The sequence below is a fragment of the Jannaschia pagri genome, assembly GCF_019655435.1.
GTDB classification, from domain to species: Bacteria; Pseudomonadota; Alphaproteobacteria; order Rhodobacterales; family Rhodobacteraceae; genus Jannaschia; species Jannaschia pagri.
Genome location: NZ_BPFH01000004.1, coordinates 349,594 through 368,207, shown reverse-complemented (window position 1 = coordinate 368,207; position 18,614 = coordinate 349,594). Strand labels below are relative to the sequence as shown.

General features: G+C 61.6%; 16 protein-coding genes. 4 read left to right on the top strand and 12 right to left on the bottom strand.

Annotated elements, in window-relative coordinates; translation table 11 throughout:
* Positions 1–37: 37 nt before the first annotated feature.
* The 9 genes from hflX to dusB form a co-directional block, all read right to left on the bottom strand.
* On the bottom strand, positions 38–1,444 hold the full coding sequence (gene hflX, locus K5R33_RS12680; protein WP_220749407.1) for a GTPase HflX: 1,407 nt from the start codon (positions 1,442–1,444) through the stop codon (positions 38–40).
* Positions 1,416–1,664 carry an RNA chaperone Hfq gene (hfq, locus tag K5R33_RS12675; protein WP_220749406.1) on the bottom strand — a complete coding sequence of 83 codons (249 nt, stop codon included), beginning with the start codon at positions 1,662–1,664 and terminating at the stop codon, positions 1,416–1,418. The genes hflX and hfq overlap by 29 nt, the downstream gene beginning before the upstream one ends.
* A 129-nt stretch (positions 1,665–1,793) precedes the next feature.
* Positions 1,794–3,329 carry a potassium transporter TrkG gene (locus K5R33_RS12670; protein ID WP_255576378.1) on the bottom strand — a complete coding sequence of 512 codons (1,536 nt, stop codon included), beginning with the start codon at positions 3,327–3,329 and terminating at the stop codon, positions 1,794–1,796.
* Positions 3,326–4,711, bottom strand: coding sequence for a Trk system potassium transporter TrkA (gene trkA / locus K5R33_RS12665; RefSeq protein ID WP_220749405.1), 1,386 nt, complete (start codon positions 4,709–4,711; stop codon positions 3,326–3,328). The genes K5R33_RS12670 and trkA overlap by 4 nt, the downstream gene beginning before the upstream one ends.
* A gap of 594 nt (positions 4,712–5,305) precedes the next feature.
* Positions 5,306–6,700, bottom strand: coding sequence for a nitrogen assimilation response regulator NtrX (ntrX, locus tag K5R33_RS12660; protein ID WP_305067754.1), 1,395 nt, complete (start codon positions 6,698–6,700; stop codon positions 5,306–5,308).
* A 5-nt stretch (positions 6,701–6,705) separates the two neighbouring features.
* Positions 6,706–8,928, bottom strand: a complete 2,223-nt coding sequence (locus tag K5R33_RS12655; protein ID WP_373314172.1) for a sensor histidine kinase NtrY-like — start codon at positions 8,926–8,928, stop codon at positions 6,706–6,708.
* Between the two features lie 74 nt (positions 8,929–9,002).
* Positions 9,003–10,367 carry a response regulator gene (locus tag K5R33_RS12650; protein ID WP_220749404.1) on the bottom strand — a complete coding sequence of 455 codons (1,365 nt, stop codon included), beginning with the start codon at positions 10,365–10,367 and terminating at the stop codon, positions 9,003–9,005.
* Between the two features lie 18 nt (positions 10,368–10,385).
* The gene (locus K5R33_RS12645; RefSeq protein WP_220749403.1) at positions 10,386–11,465 is read right to left on the bottom strand and encodes a two-component system sensor histidine kinase NtrB; all 1,080 of its coding nucleotides are present in this window, start codon (positions 11,463–11,465) and stop codon (positions 10,386–10,388) included.
* Positions 11,462–12,463, bottom strand: a complete 1,002-nt coding sequence (gene dusB / locus K5R33_RS12640) for a tRNA dihydrouridine synthase DusB (RefSeq protein ID WP_255576377.1) — start codon at positions 12,461–12,463, stop codon at positions 11,462–11,464. The genes K5R33_RS12645 and dusB overlap by 4 nt, the downstream gene beginning before the upstream one ends.
* A 199-nt stretch (positions 12,464–12,662) precedes the next feature.
* On the opposite strand from dusB, the gene K5R33_RS12635 reads away from it, so the two are divergent.
* The 3 genes from K5R33_RS12635 to K5R33_RS12625 are packed head-to-tail and all read left to right on the top strand — an operon-like array spanning position 12,663 to position 14,727.
* The gene (locus K5R33_RS12635) at positions 12,663–13,793 is read left to right on the top strand and encodes a bifunctional 2-C-methyl-D-erythritol 4-phosphate cytidylyltransferase/2-C-methyl-D-erythritol 2,4-cyclodiphosphate synthase (RefSeq protein WP_220749402.1); all 1,131 of its coding nucleotides are present in this window, start codon (positions 12,663–12,665) and stop codon (positions 13,791–13,793) included.
* On the top strand, positions 13,790–14,269 hold the full coding sequence (locus K5R33_RS12630; RefSeq protein ID WP_220749401.1) for a phosphatidylglycerophosphatase A family protein: 480 nt from the start codon (positions 13,790–13,792) through the stop codon (positions 14,267–14,269). The genes K5R33_RS12635 and K5R33_RS12630 overlap by 4 nt, the downstream gene beginning before the upstream one ends.
* On the top strand, positions 14,266–14,727 hold the full coding sequence (locus tag K5R33_RS12625) for a CinA family protein (RefSeq protein WP_220749400.1): 462 nt from the start codon (positions 14,266–14,268) through the stop codon (positions 14,725–14,727). Before K5R33_RS12630 ends, K5R33_RS12625 begins: the two co-directional genes overlap by 4 nt.
* Here the strand turns inward: K5R33_RS12625 and K5R33_RS12620 are convergent.
* Positions 14,718–15,161, bottom strand: a complete 444-nt coding sequence (locus K5R33_RS12620) for a type II toxin-antitoxin system RatA family toxin (protein ID WP_220749399.1) — start codon at positions 15,159–15,161, stop codon at positions 14,718–14,720. The genes K5R33_RS12625 and K5R33_RS12620 overlap by 10 nt on opposite strands.
* 70 nt (positions 15,162–15,231) lie before the next feature.
* Here K5R33_RS12620 and hpt point away from each other — a divergent pair, with 70 nt between their 5' ends.
* Positions 15,232–15,771 (top strand): hypoxanthine phosphoribosyltransferase, encoded by a 540-nt coding sequence (gene hpt / locus K5R33_RS12615; protein WP_220749398.1) that lies wholly within the window; start codon positions 15,232–15,234, stop codon positions 15,769–15,771.
* A gap of 22 nt (positions 15,772–15,793) precedes the next feature.
* Here hpt and K5R33_RS12610 read toward each other — a convergent pair whose 3' ends face one another.
* Both K5R33_RS12610 and K5R33_RS12605 read right to left on the bottom strand, forming a co-directional pair.
* Positions 15,794–17,416, bottom strand: a complete 1,623-nt coding sequence (locus K5R33_RS12610) for a hypothetical protein (RefSeq protein WP_220749397.1) — start codon at positions 17,414–17,416, stop codon at positions 15,794–15,796.
* Positions 17,417–17,481: 65 nt separating this feature from the next.
* Positions 17,482–18,600, bottom strand: coding sequence for an ABC transporter ATP-binding protein (locus tag K5R33_RS12605; RefSeq protein WP_220749396.1), 1,119 nt, complete (start codon positions 18,598–18,600; stop codon positions 17,482–17,484).
* Positions 18,601–18,614: the final 14 nt, after the last annotated feature.

Below are 18,614 nucleotides of genomic sequence, written 5' to 3'. Positions count from 1 at the left end.
GTTGCGGTTCGCGATACGATCCCGGCATTGAGCAAATTTAAGGCGTCCAGGGTGCGGTGTTCGGATCCGCCTCGGGCGTTTCGCGCTCAGGGTCTGGCCGGTTTGGCAGGTCAATCTGCGGGAATGCCCCTGCGAAGCGCGCCGCCTGCCGCGGCGTCCAGCGCACCTGAACGCTGGTTCCGCTGTCTGTCGGCGTCTCCGCCAGGACGGCGCCCTCATCATGGAGCCAGGCGCGCGCACGGCCCTCGGCGAATGGCAGCAGGATTTCCACCTCTTCCAAGGTTTCGGCCAGGTCGCCCGCCACGCGCGCCAGCAGCGCGTCTAGCCCGTCCCCCGTCAAGGCCGAGCCAAGATAGACGTCGTCGCGCCGCGCCGCCACATTGCGCGCGGCCTCCAGATCCTCGGGCGATAGGGCATCGGCCTTGTTCCACATCTCCAGGCGCGGCACGTCCTCTGGCAGACCGAGTTGCTCCAGGATCGTTTCAACGTCCGCCGCCTGCGCATCCGTCTCGGGGTGGCTGATGTCACGCACATGCAGGATCAAGTCCGCATCGAGGACTTCTTCCAAGGTGGCGCGGAACGCTGCGACCAATTGCGTCGGCAAATCAGAGATGAACCCGACCGTATCGGACAGGATTACGTCAAAACCGTTCGTCCCTTCGATGTCCAAATTGACCGCCCGCATCGTAGGGTCCAGCGTCGCGAACAACATGTCTTTGGCCATGACATCCGCGCCGGTGAGCCGGTTGAACAACGTGGATTTCCCCGCGTTTGTGTAACCCACGAAGGCCACGACGGGATATGGCACCTTGGCCCGCGCGGCGCGGTGCAATTCGCGGGTCTTGACCACCTTGGCCAACTGGCGCCGCAGCTTTGTCATCTGCTCGTCGATGGCGCGGCGATCGGCCTCGATCTGGGTTTCGCCGGGACCGCCGACAAAACCCAATCCACCGCGTTGGCGTTCCAAGTGTGTCCAAGCCCGAACAAGGCGCGTCCGCTGATAGGTCAGCGCGGCCAAATCCACTTGCAGAACCCCTTCCCGGGTTGCCGCTCGATCGCCGAAGATTTCCAAGATCAGCGAGGTCCGATCGAGGAGTTTGACCTTCCAGGCCTTTTCCAGGTTCCGCTGTTGAACGGGCGTGACTGCGCCGTCGATCAGGATCAACTCGATATCTTGATCGTGAATCCGCGCTCCCAATTCCTCGACCTTGCCGGACCCGAACAACATGCCAGGATGGGGCTTGGGCAGGCGGACGACATCGCTGCCGATGACCTCTAACCCGGGCAGGGCATGGGCAAGGGACACCGCTTCTTGCAACGCAAGTGACGGGTCGCGACCGGATCGGTCGCCCCCACGTGTATCCGGGTGCAGGACAAGGGCGCGCGTATCGCGCACCTCAGTCGTGTGGGTTGAGTTACGATCCGCCAGAATCGTCCTCGCCATTGTAGAGGGAAATCGGCTGGGCCGGCATCACGGTCGAGATCGCATGCTTATAGACAAGCTGGCTCTGCCCGTCGCGGCGCAGCAAGACACAGAAATTGTCGAACCATGTGATCACACCCTGAAGCTTAACGCCGTTTATCAGGAAGATCGTCACAGGCACCTTTGTTTTGCGGACGTGGTTAAGGAAGGCGTCCTGAAGGTTCTGCTTATCCGAAGCCATGTCTGCTCGTCCCTGTGCGTGCGCGGCCCGTTTCGCAGGGGCCGTCGTTTACCATGGGACAGTTATGGGCAGGCTTGACAAAAAGTTCCACCCCCCGATGCCGTGAAATTACGTAGCGCGGCAGTTTGGTCATTTGCGCCAGAAATCCGGATTGAAAAGCGCGATGAGGGCCAAGGTCTCTAACCTACCGAGAACCATCGCCCCTGCCCAAATGATCTTTGCCGCATCCGATAACGTCCCGATACCCGTCGCGGGCCCCGTTCCCAGGGCGATATCCGCCAAGGGACCCGTCGTCGTCAGAGCAGAAATCGCCAGGATCATCGCATTGGTAAAGCTGACACCGGTGATCGATAGGGCCAGGGTGACTGCGCCAATGCCAAGGGCAAACAGCATGAAGAAGACCCAAGCCGCCTCGACCCCGCGCATCGGCAAACGGGTGCGCGCGCCCGCCCCGCCCGCGATTCCATGGGGATGGACAAGCAAATGTATCTCGCGCCGCCCATGTTCGTAGAGCGCATAAATCCGCAGCAGTTTAACCCCACCCGCCGTCGTCGCGACACCGCCCCCAAACAGCGCCAACCCGAGCAACAGGACAATCGGTGTATCCAAGCCTGACCACGTCCGCGCGGTGGCCCAATCGGTGCTCTCCCACCCGGTGGTTGTGAGAAAGGACAGGACCGTAAAGGCCGTGCCCCAAAGGGCGCGCAAGGCGCCCAAGGCATCCGTTTCGGCCTGCACATCCAAGGCGAACACCCAATGGCGCAAGAGCAGTAACACCGAAACAGATCCAACAATTGCGGCGGCAATTCGTAATTCTCGATTGTCCGGCAGACGTGTAAGGCGATCCCGCCACCGCTCCTCGGTAAAGGCAATGCGGGTCACCGCGAAAAGCAAAAACGCAAAGACTGCCATCTCACCGATGATCCCCGCGCCATTATCGACCATCCCCGTCCGTGCCGTGATGCCTGACGTCGACAGTGTCGACATGGCATGGATGACGGCCCGTGTCGGCGTCTCCCCCGCTGCAACCAAAAAGGCCCACAGCGCCCCCGTCAAAACAGCATAGATCGGGCCGATGACCCGAAGCGAGCGTAGGAGCCGAATCTCCGGGTCCGGCGTCTGGATCCGTGTTGTGACACTGGCGCCCCGGCGGATAGCCGTCGCTTCGGTCACCTCAAAGCCGCCCAGGCGCAGCGGGTCCAAGATCGCAACGGCGGCCACGAGCATAAGCAACCCACCCTGCCATCCGACCACAGCGCGCCAGAGATGCAGGGTTTCCGACAATCGGGTTGGCGCGAAAAGCGTCCCGCCCGTTGTCGTGATCGCCGCCACCATCTCGACGTAGGCATTCACGGGCCGTGTGTTGGCCAGGACTTCCCACAGCGGAATTGCTGCCATCCCCGGCAGTAACGTCAAGGCACCCAGCAGAGCGACCAAATGGCTGCGCGTCACGTTCGACGACCTCTCGCGGGCGCTGGCAATGGCCACAGCCCCGGTCAGAAACAGCAGAATCGTGCCCCAGTAAAAGAAGACACGCCCCTCGAAATGGGCATCCCGCAGCACAGCATGAATGGCGGGCACATACATCGACGCCGATAGGATCCCGGCCAGCCACACCAACAACGGCACCCGCCGTCGGGCCGTGCCGCCGGCGAGATCGTTCAAAAGAAATCCACCTGGACTTGCAGCAAACGCTCGACCTCTGGCACGTCTGCCGAGAGCGCAAAGATCGCGACGATGTCGCCTTCCTCGATCATGGTGCCGCCGCCCGGTCGCACAACCTTTTCCCCGGATTTCTGGATCGCACCGACCAGCGCGCCCTCGGGGAAGCTGATGTCGCGGATCCGTTTCCCGGCAAGCGGCGAGGTGGACATCACCTGTGCCTCGATCACCTCGGCCTCGGCATCGCCCACGGAATAGACATTTCGGACCCGCCCATGGCGCACATGGCGCAGGATCGAACTCACCGTCGTCTGTCGTGGATTGACATAGGCGTCGATGCCCAAAGGCCCCATCAAGGGTACGAGCGTCGGATCGTTAATCAAGGCAATCGTCTTGGAACATCCGGCGGTGCGTGCCCGCACGGCGGCCAGCAAATTGGTCTTATCGTCGTCCGTCACGGTGAGCACCGCATCCGCCCGTTCGATATTCGCCTCCCGTAGCAGCTCAATATCCAGCCCATCGCCCGACAGAACAATCGTCCGCTCCAGCGCCTCAGCGGCCTTTTCCGCACAGACCCGGTCACGTTCGATCATCTTTGCGCGGATCCTTTCCGGCGCGGCCTCCAGCGCGCGGGCCACAGTCAGACCGACGTTGCCGCCACCAATCAACACGACACGTTCTTGGCGTTTGACGCTCTTGCCGAAAATCTCCTGCGTGCGGGCCAGGTCCTCCGTATGGCACAGGATATAGGCTTGGTCGCCTGCTTGAAGCTGATCGCCGGGTTCCGGCGCAAACAGTCGTCCGCTAGAGCCGCGCCGCAGGCCGACGACGACCGCCCGCAGCGTGCTGAACAACTCGCTTAGCTGTCGCAGGGGCGTGTCGAGAACCGGGCAATCCGCGTCCAGGTCGAGCCCGATCAATTGCGCCCGCCCCTCCATGAACTCTTCGATGTCAAAGGCTTCTGGCGCGCGCAGACGGCGCAAGGCGGCTTCGGCCACTTCGCGCTCGGGCGAAATGACCACGTCAATGGGCAGGTGATCGCGGCGGTAGAGATCCTTGCGGATGGCCGACAGGTACGATTGCGCCCGTAGCCGGGCGATTTTTCGCGGCACCGTGAAAACAGAATGGGCAACCTGGCAGGTCACCATGTTGACCTCGTCTGAATGCGTGGCCGCAATCAGCATGTCGGCGTCTTCGGCCCCAGCGCGTTCTAACACGTTGGGGTAACTGGCAAAACCGGTGATGCCCTGCACATCCAAAGTGTCGGTCGCGCGATTGACCAAACTGGGGTTATTGTCGACGACAGTGACGTCGTTGCGCTCTCCGGCGAGGTGCCTGGCGATTTGCCAGCCCACCTGACCCGCGCCGCAGATGATAACCTTCAAACCTGCGCTCCTTGGCGGTGGCCGTGGCGTTCTGGATAGGGGCGCGGCACGGGACGGTCAACGGGCAGGGCAAATGTCTGACATTTGGCTGAACGCTCGGCAAATGTCAGACAATTGATTGCCTGCCCCAAGGTTAATCAGCCGCTAAGGGTTTTCGGGCTATGATCCAGCATGCGCTGGCCGATGTTCCCCTGTCTTTGCCTTATGCTAGGCTGCAGTGATCCAACGACTGTGATTTGGGTGTCGCCCGGTGTGTCCATCGCTGAGGCGCGGCAAACGTATCTTGCATGTCACCGTCAAGCGGCCCACCGGTTCCCAGAGAGGCCGCGGGCGCAAACGACGGTCCCATCGACCCTTGGGACGCGGGACGACAATGACCCGGAAGGAACCTTTGCACCCCAGATCGAGGTTTTCGACTACGACACCAATAGGACCCGGCGTGCAGCTTTTGCCGAAGCGTGTCTATCGGATGGCGGGTACCGACCGTTGTCCCTCAATTCCTGCCCAGGGGGACGCGCAAGACGTCTCACCCAGCACCCGTCGGACCTAAAAGACCTCTGTCTCTCAAACGGGCACCTGGCAAAACCAGAGTAATCAGTCATCCACCCGGGCGACGCGGGCGCCACCCCGCGCGCTTGTGACGACCCCAAGGGACTTCAGCTTACGGTGCAGGGCTGACCGTTCCATGCCGACAAAGCTGGCGGTTCGGCTGATATTGCCGCCGAAACGATTGATCTGTGTCATCAGATACTGTCGTTCAAACAGCTCACGAGCATCACGCAATGGCAGGCTGGCCAAACTTCCGGTCAGCGTCATCTCACCACTGTCACCCCCGCCGTCGGACGGGCTTGGCAGTTCGGACGGCTCGATGGGGCCAGTGCCATCACCGAGGATCAACACCCGCTCAATCACATTCCGCAATTGTCTGACATTTCCGGGCCAGCGCATCGTCTGCAACAACGCGCGCGTCTCCTCGCTCAGATCCCGCAGGGGCAGCCCCTGCGCCTTGTTCAGGGCCTGGATAAAATGCGCCGCCAAAAACGGAATGTCGTCACGACGGTCCTCCAACGACGGCACCGCAATCGGGACCACATTCAGACGGTGATACAATTCCTCACGGAACCGCCCTGCCCTGATTTCCCCTTCCAAATCGCGGTTGGTGGAGGAAATAACGCGTAAGTCCACACGAACCTTTTCTTGGCCCCCGACCCGCTGAAACGCCTGCTCTACAAGGACGCGAAGGATTTTGGACTGGGTGCCCAGCGGCATATCCGCGACTTCGTCAAAGTAGACGACCCCTTCATGGGCTTGCTCCAGGAGGCCGGGTTCAACGCCCTTCTCGGGGCTTTCGCGACCAAACAGCACCGTCTCCATGCGCTCGGGCTCAACACTGGCAGACGAAACCGTGACGAACGGGCCGGAGGCGCGGTTGGAATTGGCGTGGATGTATCGCGCAGCGACCTCTTTCCCGGCGCCCGCAGGCCCCGTGAGCATGACGCGGCCGTTGGAATTCATCACCTTTTTCAGCTGCGACACCAAACCTTTATAGGCCGCACTCTGACCAATCATCTCGGCGGCAGAGGCATCTTTTCGGCGCAGTTCGCTGTTTTCATGCCGAAGGCGAGACGCCTCCATGGCGCGCCCGACCACGACCATCAGTTGATCGATATTGAAGGGCTTTTCGATGTAGTCGTAGGCCCCCTGCTTAATGGCCGCGACGGCAATCTCGATATTCCCATGCCCTGAAATGATGATGATCGGGATATCTGGATGGGTGCGACGGACCGACTTCAGGATATCGATCCCGTCCATGTCACTGTCTTTTAACCAAATATCGAGGATCATGAGGCTCGGCGCCTCGGCCTCGATCGCATCCATACAGGTCTTCGCACTGCCCGCAGTGCGGCAACTATAGCCTTCGTCCTCCAAAATATCGGAGATAAGGCCGCGAATGTCGGCCTCGTCGTCGGTGATCAGAATATCGCCCATAATATCTATGCCTCCTCTGTGCGCGGCAGTCGAATGATCGCCGCCGCGCCTTTATGTCCGGAGGCATCCGGGTCTGCGTCGCGCAGCTCCAGCGTGCCCCCATGGTCTTCGATGATTTTCTTAACGATGGGCAGCCCCAGCCCAGTGCCCTTGTCGCGCGTCGTGACATAGGGCTCGAACAAGCGCGCCCGATCCGCAGGCAGCCCAACGCCCGTATCTGCAATTTCGATGCAGATGGACGAAGCATCCACGGTCAGCGAAACAGACACCCGCTTCTCGAAGTCGGAAACGGTTTCCGACCGTGTTTCAATCGCTTCCCCGGCGTTCTTCACAAGATTGGTGAACGCCTGACGCATCATGGTCGTGTCGATCTCCGCCACCGCAGGACTGTCTGGGATTGTCGCGGAGAGGCTCACAGGCTCCAAAGCCGCACGTTGCAGAACAACTATTTCGCGCAGGAGGTCGGCCACATCTTGGGGACGCCGATCTGGTTCCGGCATACGGGCGAACTTGCTGAACTCATCGACGATCCGGCGAAGATCACCGGCCTGCCTAACTATAACGTCCGTCAGTTCAGCCAACTTCGCGGCGCTTTCCTCCGGCAACTCCCGGCCAAAACGGCGTTTGACGCGTTCCGCAGACAGTTGGATGGGCGTCAGCGGATTCTTGATTTCATGGGCAATCCGGCGGGCCACATCCCCCCATGCGGCCATCCGCTGAGCGCTGACGAGGTCCGTCACGTCATCAAAGGCCACAACGTAGCCTTCGAGAACACCATCTGTTCCCGTGCGTTTGGCGATCCGCACCAGAAGGTTTTCCAGCTTTCCGTTCCGGACCAGCCGAACCTCTTCTTGAACGGTTTCCAGGCGCCCGTTTCGCAACTTCTCAAGCAGGTCACCGTATTCGGGCACCATCTGATCCAGAGGATCTCCGTAATGACGGTCCCCATTCACCTGCAGCATGCGTTGCGCCGACCGGTTGGTGAAATCAATCCGCCCCTCCGCGTCGAGACCGATCACACCCGCTGTGACGGAGCCAAGCACACTGTCGAACAGACGCCGCCGCCGCTCGGTCTGCGTGTTGGTCTCCACAAGCGCGTCCCGTTGGCCCTTAAGTTGACGGGTCATCTGATTGAAAATGCGGCCCAACATGGCGATTTCATCGTCACCGCTTTCTTCGGTGACGCGCACGTCCAGATCCCCCTGCCCGACCCGTTGGGCGGCCCCCGCGAGTTGACCCACGGGCATGGACAACCGTTCAGCAATCCAGAGGCCCGCCCAGGTCGCGGCCAAGACAAGGATCACTGCGAAACTCAGATAGAGGACGCCGAAATCAAACAACAGCCGCCCCCTGTCTTGCTCCAGCGTCTGGTACAGCTTCGCGGTTTCCTGGGTTTCGTCCAAAAGTTGCAGGATTGATCCGTCGACTTCTCGTGTCACGTAGAGAAATCGATCCGCATAGGCGGTCAGTTGAAGAAGGGCGCGGAACTCATTGACGTCCTTGTCTTCTATTATGACAACCTCACCAGTCCGGGCACGATCTAGGTCTGCTTCCGTCACCCCTTCGAAGTCGAAAAGATAGCTGCGGTCGCCCCGAGCGCGGATCTCACCAAGACCGTCAATGACAAAGGCCTCCTGCAATCCTCGCTGCACCAAATCCTGGCCCTGGGCCAACACTTGGCGCAGGTCGCCGTCTGTCATGAAAAAGCTCGCGCGTTTCGCAACGTTCAGATAGCCGGCCAGCCCGCGGGTATCCTGCTCCAGGTCGTCGCGATGCTCCTGCGCGTAGGCCTGCGCGGCGAGCACCGAGTTTCCGAGGGCGTTCCGAACCCGGTCAGAAAACCACCCCTCTAGCCCCATATTGATGGTGATCGTCGCGAACACAGCCACAAGGATCGTGGGGACAAGCGCCATGCCCGTGAAAACGCCCGTTAAACGAAGGTGAAGTTTCGAGCCCGCAGATCGCGCGCGGCGGGCTGCGATGATGGCGGCGACACGGCGGACAACCAGTCCTGTAATAAGCAGAATATAAACAAGATCCGCCAGCAGGATCGCGCGGAGTGCCGTCTGCCCCCCGCCAGAAATCCGTCCACCCAGCACCAGGAATGTGACCGCAACAAGTACGGGTCCGAGCACGACCAGCGCACCAGAAAGCCATACGGCCGCCTCCCGCCGCTCGCCCCACAGGACCGAGCGCAGCAGGCGCTCGGAAAATGTCGATGAGCGCACGATTGCCCCGTTCTCAATGTCTTACCGCACGTTGTCTCGCTGGGTTGTTCCCAATCTGCAACGTTGTTGCCAATCTACATCAATTTGCGGCGCCGTGTCACGAGAATATCGAGGTCAGTGATCTTCTTGCGCAACGTATTGCGGTTGATCCCGAGCAAATCGGCACATTTCGCCTGATTGCCGCCCGTTGCGTCCAAGGCAATCTCGATCAAGGGGCCTTCAACGTCACGGAGCACCCGTTGGTACAGACCCGGGGGCGGTAACTGCCCGCCCTGTAGGTCGAAATAGCGCCGCAAGTGCTTTTCAACCGCATCGGACAAATCATCCGTTGCCGCCAAAGTGCGCGGGCCAAGGTTGGTCGGCACCATGCCGACGACGGCCTCGACCTCAGAACGGGCGATTTCTTCGGCCGGACTTGTTGCAACCAACCGGCGCACCGTGTTTTCCAATTGTCTGACATTTCCCGGCCAGGGATGGGACCGGATCAGGCCCATCGCTTCATCGCTGAACCGCCGCAGGTTCGCGCCCTCGCGCTCGGCTCGGGTCAGGAAGTGGGCCGCCAGAAGCGGAATATCATCCACACGCTCGCGAAGGGCAGGAACGTCTATCTGGGCGCCAGCGAGTCGATAATACAAATCAGACCGAAACCCGTCATCCAACCGGTTCGTCAGGTCCGATTGGGAGGTCGCCATGATGCGGGGGCCAGCACCGTCCAGGGTGTCCAGCATGCGCACGACCCGCGCCTGCGCCTCAGCATCGAGATCACCGACCTCGTCAAACAGCAGCGATCCTCCTTTGACCCGCGCGAGCAGCTCTGCAGGCCCATCGAACCCCGCAAGATCCGCCCCCGTGGCCGTCACAAAGGGAAGCGTGCGACGGTCCGAGAAGTCGTGAATAGCACGTGCAATCAGCGACTTACCTGTTCCACTCTCACCCGTCACCATCACGGGCAAGTCGGTGTTCATAACCCGCGCGACAAGCCGATAAAGGGCTTGCATCCGAGGTGTCCGACCGACCAGCGGTAGATCATCCGTCTCAGAGGCCTCGCTTGGCTCAACCGGGGTCACAACCTGGCTCTTCCGGTCCAGGGCCCGAGCCGCGCGTTTCATCAGATCGGGCAGGTCAAACGGCTTTGGCAGGTAATCATAGGCATCGGCTTCGGTCGCCTGGATCGCCGTCATGATTGTATTCTGGGCTGAGATGATGATCACCGGCAGCCCCTGACGCGCCGCGCCAATCCTTGGCAGCATCTCTAGCCCATTCCCATCCGGCATAATCACGTCTGAAATAACGAGATCGCCCTTCCCCTCTTCAACCCAACGCATCAGCGTCATCAGGGAGGACGTGGCGTGCACCTTACACCCGGCACGAGTTAAAGCCTGGGTGAGAACGGTGCGGATTGTCCGGTCGTCATCGGCGACAAGAATTGTCCCGTCCATGGCTCCGTTCCTTTCTTTTTAATCTCTTGTGAGGCGTTCTTCATGTTGAGCGCCGCGCGGCACCAAAGGCAACGAGAGGCGAAAGACCGTGCGCCCTGGCACGCTGTCGACCGAAACCCAACCGTCATGTTCGTGAACGATCTTAGCGACGAGCGCTAAGCCAAGGCCGGTTCCGTTCTCCCGACCGGAGACGAAGGGTTCAAATAGGCTTCCGATCATCTCCGGCGGAATGCCCGGCCCGTCATCTATGATTTCCACTTGCAGCGGAACCGCCCCGCCCGAGCCATCAGGTCGGCGAATCCTCAGCGACAACTCATAGAACGTTCGGATGGTAATGGCGCCGCCCTGGCCAGACACCTGGGCCGCGTTCTTGAGCAGGTTCAGAAAGACCTGCTGTAGCTGGTCAGGGTCACCCCATGTCGGTGGCAGCGACGGATCGTAGGCTTCGTTTATCGTCATATGGGCGGCAAAACCGACCATCGCGGACCGCCGCGCGCGATCTAGGACGTCATGGAGGTTAACGGGTCGATGCTGTGGCGGGCGCAGGTTGCCAAACTGTTCGACCTGTTCAAGCAACTTTACGATACGACGGCTTTCAGCGACAATAAGTTCTGTAAGCTCAAGATCTTCTCCGCCGATGTTCATGCTAAGCAGTTGCGCAGCACCAGTAATCCCCGCCAGCGGGTTCTTGATTTCATGGGCGAGCATTTCGGCCATGCCAATGGCGGATCGAGCGGCGGTGCGCGACCCATGGCCCCGATCTACACGGCCCGCAATATCTTGGGGCGCCACCATGATCAGCACACCTTGGGCCAGCGGCGAAATGTGGACGTCGCAGCGTAGGTCGGGGGCCGGACCGATTTTCACATTGGTGTCGTGCAGCGTCAGGGGCGCATCATTGCGCCGGACGCGGGTGGTCGCCGGGACAAGGCCGCCCTCGACCGTCATCAGTTGCGGGAGGGATGCGCCTGTTAACGCCTTGGAAGAGCGATTCATGAACCCCTCCGCCGGACCATTGGCCGTCAAAATGCGGTCCTCGGGATCCAAGATGAAGGCCGGGATGGGCAGGGATTGCCAGACGGCATCGGTCTCCGTCATGCCGCCTGCCTTTCGGGACTGCTGAGCGCGTCAGCCAGGAGCGATGGCACAGCCTCGGGCGGCGCGGTTAACACCTCGCGTCGGAGAGGCGCGGGCGTACTTGCGTCGTCCATGTACCAACCCAGGTGTTTGCGCGCCGAGCGGGCCCCAGTGGGCCCGTAAAACGCAATCATGTCCTCATAATAGCCGCAGATCAGCGCCACGAGATCGCTGGAGGTTGGACGCTGCGGCGCGCCTGTGCCCAACAAATCGGCCGCGACAGATGCACAAATCCAGGGACGCCCCTGGACACCGCGCCCGATCATAACGCCAGCAGCGCCAGAAGCAGCCAGAGCCTGGCGCGCGCGGGTCGCGTCGGTGATATCGCCATTCACGAGAACCGGAATACTAACCGCGTCAACGATTTCGCCAACGGCGTCCCAATCCGCCTGCCCCTTGTAGAACTGACACCGCGTCCGCCCATGGATCGTCAGCATGCGAATGCCAGCGGCTTCGGCGCGTGCCGCCAAACTCGCCGTGTTGAGACTGTCTTCATCCCAACCGAGCCGGGTTTTCAGTGTTACAGGAACGGAGACCGCGCCCACGACCGCTTCGATCAGCGTCATCGCGTGATCATGGTCCCGCAGCAACGCGGAGCCGGAGGCGCCGCCAACGACCTTTTTCGCCGGACAGCCCATGTTGATGTCTATGATGCGCGCGCCCTGCCCTTCGAGCATGCGCGCCGCTTCCGCCATCCAATGGGCCTCTCGTCCTGCGATTTGGACGGACGTCCCCTCGACCCGCGCGCCAATTTCGGCGCGATCCCGCACGGACCTTTTGGCCTGGACCATCTCGCGGCTTGCAACCATTTCTGAGACGACCAATCCCGCGCCAAAGCGTTGCACGAGCTTGCGAAAGGGCAAGTCCGTGATCCCCGCCATCGGCGCAAGCGCAACCGGGGACGTCAGCCCAAGGGAAGCGAGCCGAGGATCGAGGTTAATTGCGGTCTTTTCAAGCACGTGCTGAAACCCTGTGCAGAGTCGGTTTGGTCATATCGCCTACGTGACGCGAGTGCAGGCACCGCGCAGGGGGAACTGCGCCATGACTCAGCGTTTGCCCATAAATGAGGCATAACACCAGCCCCTTGCCCATCCTGTTGTCACCCCTGGACCCCAGGTCTAGGACACGTTTGCGATACCCATTTGAAAGTTTTGGCCCATGGCCCCCTCCGACCGAACTCTCTTAATTGTTGCCGCCGGGCGTGGAACCCGCGCGGGCGGCGGCCTACCCAAGCAGTATCGGCCCCTCGGCGGTCGGCCCATTGTTGCGCGCAGCATCCAAGCCTTTGACGGGCTTGTCGATGACGTGGTCCTCGTAATTCACCCTGACGACAAGGCCTTAGCGGAGGCGGCCTGCCCAGGCGTCCGAATGGTCCACGGGGCGCAGACGCGGAGCGGATCGGTTCGGGCTGGATTGGCAGCTGTGACCACGGATACGGTGCTCATTCACGACGCCGCGCGGCCTCTGGTCCCGCGCCATGTGATCGAAGGGGTCATCGCGGCGTTGGCCCATGGTCCAGCAGCAGCCCCGGCGCTGCCGGTGACGGATGCGCTTTGGCGCGGGGCCACGACCGTTGAGGGAACGCAGGACCGTTCGGGACTTTGGCGCGCCCAGACGCCCCAGGGGTTTCATACGCAGCCGTTGCGCGCGGCCCATGCGGCGTTCGAAGGCGACGCCGCCGATGACGTCGAAGTGGCCCGGGCCCATGGTCTGCCGGTTGTCATCACCCCGGGCAGCGACGACAATCTAAAGATCACGACCCCTGGCGATTTTGACCGGGCAGAGCGGCACATGCGAGAAAGGACTACCATGGACTTCAGGGTCGGGAACGGGTTCGACGTCCATCGGTTTGGCGACGGCGACCATGTGATGCTCTGCGGTGTGCGCGTGCCCCATGGGCGCGGCCTGCAAGGGCATTCCGATGCCGATGTGGGGCTGCACACGATCACCGACGCGGTCTACGGCGCCTTGGCCGAGGGCGACATCGGGACCCATTTTCCCCCGTCTGATCCCCAATGGAAGGGCGCGGAAAGCGGGCAATTCCTCCGCCACGCGGTCGATCTGGCCGCATCTAGGGGCTTTGCCATTGCGAACGTGGACTGCACGCTGATCTGCGAAATGCCCAAGATTGGGCCCCATGCGGCGGCCATGCGTGGGCGGGTGGCCGATCTGATGGGGCTGGAGGTGGACCGCGTTTCCGTCAAGGCGACGACCACTGAACGGCTTGGATTTGCCGGGCGCGGTGAAGGGATTGCCTGTCAGGCGACCGTCGCGCTGGTGTCGAAATGATCGCGCGTACCGTGGCGACCTTAGGCGGCGTTGGGCATCTGAGGCCGGCGCCCGGCACGTGGGGGTCGCTTGTGGCACTGCCCTTGGGGTGGGTGGCGATGCAACTCGGGCCCGTCGCGTTCACCTTGGCCATTGCCGTCATCTTCGCCGTCGGGCTTTGGGCGACGGAACAGGTGACGCGCGGCAGCGGTGACCATGACCCCTCCGAGGTCGTGATTGACGAAGTTCTAGGCCAATGGATTGCGCTCCTCCCGCTCGCTTGGGGCGCCGCCCGCGCGGGTGTGGAGGTGGAACGCCTCTGGCCCGGTTGGATCGCAGCCTTTGTTTTGTTCCGGCTGTTCGACATCTGGAAGCCGGGTCCGGTGGGGTGGATGGACAAACGCCCCGACGCGCTCGGGGTGATGTTGGACGATGCGGTCGCTGGCGTTTTAGCCGCCATTGGCGTGATCCTTCTGGCCGCCGTGGCGCACCTATGAGCGCGGCCGAGATCCTCCGCGCGGCCCAAGGTCGAACCGTCGCCACTGCCGAGAGCTGCACCGGTGGGATGGTCGCCGCTGCCCTCACCGACCTGCCGGGGTCTTCGGCGGTGTTTCACTGGGGCGTGGTGACCTATTCGAACCAGGCGAAAATGGACCTCCTGGGCGTGCAAAAGACCACGTTGGACACCCATGGCGCCGTCTCCGAACCAGTCGCTGCGGAAATGGCCCAAGGCGCCAGCGACCGAGCAGCCGTTGACGTCGCCGTCTCCATCACGGGGATCGCGGGACCCGGCGGGTCGGAGTTCAAGCCCGAGGGGCGCGTCTGCTTTGGCCTATCGACTGCGGCGGGCGTTCATACGGAGACGGTCGACTTCGGAGCTATCGGGCGAGAGGCCGTCCGGCGCGCCGCGCGGGATCATGCCCTGGCCTTAATCCTGCGTGCGCTTCAGGCGTAGAGCTTTTTCGCCCGCTTCTCAAAGGCGGCCACGACGCGCTGCATGGCTTCGTTGAACACCACACCGACCACGCGCCCGATAATGGCGTTGCGGAACTCGAAATCGACCCAGAAGTGCACGCGGCACCCGGTGTCGGTCGGCTCAAAGCGCCATTCGGATTGCAGGTGCCTGAAGGGGCCGTCGAGGTATTCCGTCTCGATCCGCTTCTCTTCTGGCCAGAGCGTGACCTTGGAGCCGAACTGCTCTCTGAAGACTTTGAAAGAAATCACCAGATCGGCCAGCATCACCTCCCCTTCGGGTCCGCCTTGTCGCGACCGGATGCGGGCGGCAGCGGTCCAGGGCAGGAATTTGGGGTATTTGGCAACATCCGCAACCAAGTCGTACATCTGCTCAACGGTATAGGGGAGGTCTCGGCTTTCAGAATGGCGCGGCATGGCGGCCCCTTGGTGGTCTACGGTCTTCGTGGTAACGCCCCAGATGACGCAAGGGTCCGGGGGAGTCAAAATGGCCGCAGCCTATGTGATCGACCAAATGATCAGTGCCAAGGCCATCGCAGCCCGGATCGAAGCTTTGGCCCGCGACATCGAGGCGCGGTTCGCGGGCACCGACAAGCTGGTCGTCGTGGGCCTTCTGCGCGGGTCGTTTGTCTTTATTGCCGACCTCGTGCGGGAATTGGACTTGCCCGTTGAGGTCGATTTCCTCGAAGCCAGCAGCTATGGCGACGCCATGGAAAGCAGCCGTGAAGTGCGCATTCTCAAGGATTTACGCGGTGAAATCGGTGGCCGCGATGTCTTGGTCGTGGAGGATATCGTCGACACGGGGTTTACCCTGCACCACGTCCTGGCCCTGCTCCAATCGCGAGAACCAGAGCGGCTGGAGACGATCGCGCTGTTGGACAAGCCCAGTCGGCGAGAGGTCGACATCAAGGCCACTTGGACCGGGTTTGAGATCCCCGATGAATTTGTCGTGGGTTATGGGATCGACTACGCCCAGAGGAACCGAAACCTGCCCTACATCGGCAAGGTCCGGTTCCCCGAGGCGTAGGTCAGCGCCATCATCTACATCTTCAGCGGTTGGCGCGCGCGTCCCTCAGATCTTTGAGCTGTTGACCGGAGAGGATCATCACGGGCTTCCCGCTATAGTCCACCTTTGGCGTCGATCCCAACTGGCGGAAGAAGCTGATCAACAGCGCCGAGGTCACCGCCACAGCCGCCACGCCCTTAAAGACGCTTGGCACCGTCGCGTGGAGCGTCGCCCAGTAGAGATCGGGCGTGTAGAGCTCGATGGCCACATGCAGCATCGGCAGCAGGACGAGCGCGGAACCAACCAGAAGCATTGCTTTCAAAAGCCCTCCGGCCACATGACGGGGTGCCGTGATGAAGCGCGGTAGCAAGAAGGGCGTCGCCATAAGCGCGCCGATCCCAGCATATGCATAGAGCGCATGCATCGGGTTCTGCCCATAGCTGAGCGCAGCGACACGGGACCACCGTTCCGCCTCGATCAACTGCCAAAGGACGTAGCCCGTCCAGAGCAGACCCGCCCCGAGCAGCCGCATCACAATCCAATCCGCCGCGATATAGAGCTTCATGGCCGCGCCGATGGAGGGCAGCTTGGGCTCCGGCAGTTTGCCCTTGGACATATCGGGCTTGCGTTCCTCCGGCGGGGTTTCGACATGGCGCGGGTCGGTATGGGGCTGCAACTTGGCAGGCTGCGTCACCATCGTAGGCTTTTGGAATAGCAGTGCGATCATCGTGATCCAAGCTAGGGTCAGCGGCACGGATACAGCAACGTAGGCCAACAACCCGGAGCCAGTCGTCAGGGCCGCCCTCGTCAGCGCGGCAATTTCGCCAGGTGCTGTAGAAAGACCCCCTTCGGACGCGACAGCGGCGTCGCTGATGATCGAGCCATAGACGCCAAACACGTAGGGCAGCAGCGCGCAGAAGAGCAAAAGGCTACTTAGAAAAGTCCAAACAAAGAAATGGTACCACCGATGCGGGCGTGCCAAAACCTGAGGAGTCCAGCGCGGTGACAGGCATACGACTGCGGCCCCGAGGCCCAAGACAGCGGAAACGACCTGGAACATCAACGCGTTGGGCTGTGTTGCTGCGCCGTAGATCGTAGCGCCAAAAATTGCCACGCCAGCCAAGCGCAGGCAGATGAGATGCGTCTTCTCCAATGTCGTGGATGTGGCGCCCGTCGCGCGTGGCTGGGGGGCCGTATCTGAGGTGACGGCCGTGATACCACCCGCCCCTCCTGAGCGGATCAGGCGAATTGCTGTGACAACGGTGCCGACCGTCGATGCTATCCCCATGATTGCTAAGAACGGTGGCGTCCGCGGTTGGAACGCCTCGACCGGTAGCCCGGCCATTACGCCTTGGCGAACGACGAGGAACTCGCCCGACGCACCGAATAAGAGAACTGCGCCGATCACCACAGGAAGATGCAACCAGCGAGATGGCGCAAGGATGGCCTGTGGCATAAGCGGACGCATAGCAAGAGTGAGAGGAAGCAGGCAGGACAGAGCCAGCATCGCAAGCGGTATCGCCGCTCCAACGGGATCGTCGAGGTACCCGAGCCGTTTTACGATGTTCCACGCCCACTGCGCGCTTTGAAAGGCATAGACAACGCCAACGGCGCACAACAAGGTGTAGTGGATTTCACCGAGGCTTTTACCTTTGAAGGGGTTCATCACACGCAACCTCACATAGACCTAGGCGTTATGAGACCCTCCCATTCCGGCGAAACCGTGACCCGTCAGCGGTAAAGCAGAGACATTCCGTTCCGGAATATATGCACCTTCGACGGATCCGCCGTCAGTTGAATGCGCTGGCCGCGATGGTTGGGGTGAATGCCTGGCAGTTTGGCGATGACCGGGTCGGCCTCGGGGGTGACCCGCTTGAAATAAAGCAGCGTGACCTCGCCCAACCGCTCTTCGACCTCAACCTGGCCCGCGAAAGCGTAATCCGGTCCCTCGGTTTCCACCGCATCCTCGGGGCGAATCCCAATGTTGACCTTGGCGCCCATGTCGTCGGCCTTGGACGGAATGGCCGAGACGAAGGTTCCGCCCCCCGCGTCGGTTTTGACAGTCGTGGTCTCGCCGGTCGCGACGATCTCGCCGGGCAACAGGTTCATGGCGGGCGAACCGATGAACCGTGCGACGAACTCGCTGTTGGGCGTCTCGTAGAGCTCCAGGGGCGTGCCGACCTGGGCGATGGAATACTTGTGACCGTTGTCCTTGAGCGCGTCCAGAACGACAATGCGGCTGGCCAGGGTCATGGCCTCCACCTGGTCGTGGGTCACATAAATCATCGTGCTCTCGGGCATCTGCTCCTTGAGTTGAGCGATTTCGATGCGGGTGGCGACCCGGAGGGCTGCGTCGAGGTTCGAGAGCGGCTCATCGAAAAGATAGACCTTGGGGTCGCGCACGATGGACCGGCCAATCGCCACCCGTTGGCGCTGACCGCCCGACAGGGCTTTGGGCAAGCGGTCCAGGTATTCCGTTAGCTGGAGCTTTTCCGCAGCGTGGGAGACGGCCGCATCGATCTCGGCCTGGCTTTTCTTGGCGATCTTGAGCGCGAACTGCATGTTCTCGCGCACTGTCATATGGGGGTAGAGCGCGTAGGACTGGAAGACCATGGCGATCCCCCGCTCGGACGGGGGGACATCGTTGACGACTTGGCCGTCAATTTCGAGGGTCCCGCCCGAGATCTTTTCCAGGCCTGCGATCATGCGCAGCAACGTCGACTTGCCGCAGCCGGAGGGTCCGACAAAGACGATCAACTCGCCCTGTTGGATGTCCAGATTGATGTCCTTGAGGACCTCGACCTGGCCGCCATAGACCTTGGCCACATCGGTAAGTTTCAGGTTCGCCACGGTCTCTCCCTCCC

Excerpts from the sequence above, each read along its gene's own strand:
- hflX (WP_220749407.1), bottom strand. The coding sequence starts at position 1,444 with ATGGCGAGGACGATTCTGGCGGATCGTAACTCAACCCACACGACTGAG.
- hfq (WP_220749406.1), bottom strand. The coding sequence starts at position 1,664 with ATGGCTTCGGATAAGCAGAACCTTCAGGACGCCTTCCTTAACCACGTC.
- ntrX (WP_305067754.1), bottom strand. The coding sequence starts at position 6,700 with ATGGGCGATATTCTGATCACCGACGACGAGGCCGACATTCGCGGCCTT.
- K5R33_RS12650 (WP_220749404.1), bottom strand. The coding sequence starts at position 10,367 with ATGGACGGGACAATTCTTGTCGCCGATGACGACCGGACAATCCGCACC.
- K5R33_RS12645 (WP_220749403.1), bottom strand. The coding sequence starts at position 11,465 with ATGACGGAGACCGATGCCGTCTGGCAATCCCTGCCCATCCCGGCCTTC.
- K5R33_RS12635 (WP_220749402.1), top strand. The coding sequence starts at position 12,663 with ATGGCCCCCTCCGACCGAACTCTCTTAATTGTTGCCGCCGGGCGTGGA.
- K5R33_RS12630 (WP_220749401.1), top strand. The coding sequence starts at position 13,790 with ATGATCGCGCGTACCGTGGCGACCTTAGGCGGCGTTGGGCATCTGAGG.
- K5R33_RS12625 (WP_220749400.1), top strand. The coding sequence starts at position 14,266 with ATGAGCGCGGCCGAGATCCTCCGCGCGGCCCAAGGTCGAACCGTCGCC.
- K5R33_RS12620 (WP_220749399.1), bottom strand. The coding sequence starts at position 15,161 with ATGCCGCGCCATTCTGAAAGCCGAGACCTCCCCTATACCGTTGAGCAG.
- hpt (WP_220749398.1), top strand. The coding sequence starts at position 15,232 with ATGGCCGCAGCCTATGTGATCGACCAAATGATCAGTGCCAAGGCCATC.
- K5R33_RS12610 (WP_220749397.1), bottom strand. The coding sequence starts at position 17,416 with ATGAACCCCTTCAAAGGTAAAAGCCTCGGTGAAATCCACTACACCTTG.